This window comes from Sphingomonas yabuuchiae, from assembly GCF_001477495.1.
GTDB lineage: Bacteria > Pseudomonadota > Alphaproteobacteria > Sphingomonadales > Sphingomonadaceae > Sphingomonas > Sphingomonas yabuuchiae_A.
Window position 1 is genome coordinate 1 of record NZ_LDTF01000126.1, and the last position, 863, is coordinate 863.

2 protein-coding genes are annotated in these 863 nt (G+C 66.6%); both read right to left on the bottom strand.

Annotated elements, in window-relative coordinates:
- Nucleotides 1-245, bottom strand: a 245-nt coding sequence (locus NS355_RS17435; protein WP_430727022.1) for a ribulose-phosphate 3-epimerase, incomplete at its 3' end; no start/stop codon positions are given.
- 33 nt (nucleotides 246-278) lie between these two features.
- The coding region (locus NS355_RS17440; protein WP_153008277.1) for an RsmB/NOP family class I SAM-dependent RNA methyltransferase at nucleotides 279-863 on the bottom strand (585 nt) is incomplete at its 5' end.

An 863-nucleotide genomic window follows, 5' to 3' on the forward strand; every position in this document is an offset into this window, starting at 1 on the left:
TCGGCAAAGGCGTCCAGATAGGCGTCGATCGGCGAGATCATCAGATGCACGTCGAACGGCTTGGTCGTGTGCGGGCGCAGCGCCTTCACCACCGCCGGGCCGATGGTGATGTTGGGCACGAAATGCCCGTCCATCACATCGATATGAATCCAGTCGGCGCCCGCGGCGTCGATGGCGCGGACTTCTTCCCCCAAACGGGCGAAATCGGCGGACAGGATGGAGGGTGCGATACGGACCGGGAGCATGGCATTTGTCCTTAACGTCATATCGCGCCCAAGTCAGCCTTTGCGTTGCAGCCGCGCGATGAAGAACCCGTCGAGCCGCCCTTCTTTCGCGAGCATCGTCGGCAGGGTGCGGATCGTGCCCTTTTCGGTGATCCCCGGCCATTCGCCGGTGATCGGCAACAGCGCATAATCGGGGCGCTCGGCCAGGAAGGCTTCGATCTGGCGCTCGCCCTCTTCAGGCTCCAGCGAGCAGGTGGCATAGACCAAAGTCCCGCCGGGCTTCAGCCAGTCGGCGGCGCGCGTCAGGATCACCCGCTGCAACTCCGCCATCTCGGCGATGATCGCGGGGCGGACGCGGTAGAGGACGTCCGGGTGGCGGCGGAAGATGCCGCTGGCGCTGCACGGCGCGTCGACCAGGATCGCGTCGACCGGCGTCTTCGGGCTCCATTCACGCAGGTCGGCGGTGACGATCTCGGCGGACTGGTTGGTGCGCTCCAGATTTTCGCTCAGACGGGCGAGGCGCGACTCGGATTGGTCGATCGCGGTGACGGTCCAGCCGGCGGCGGCAAGCTGAAGCGTCTTGCCCCCCGGCGCGGCGCACAGGTCGAGCACATGGCCCTTGCCCTCGCCCAGCAGCCG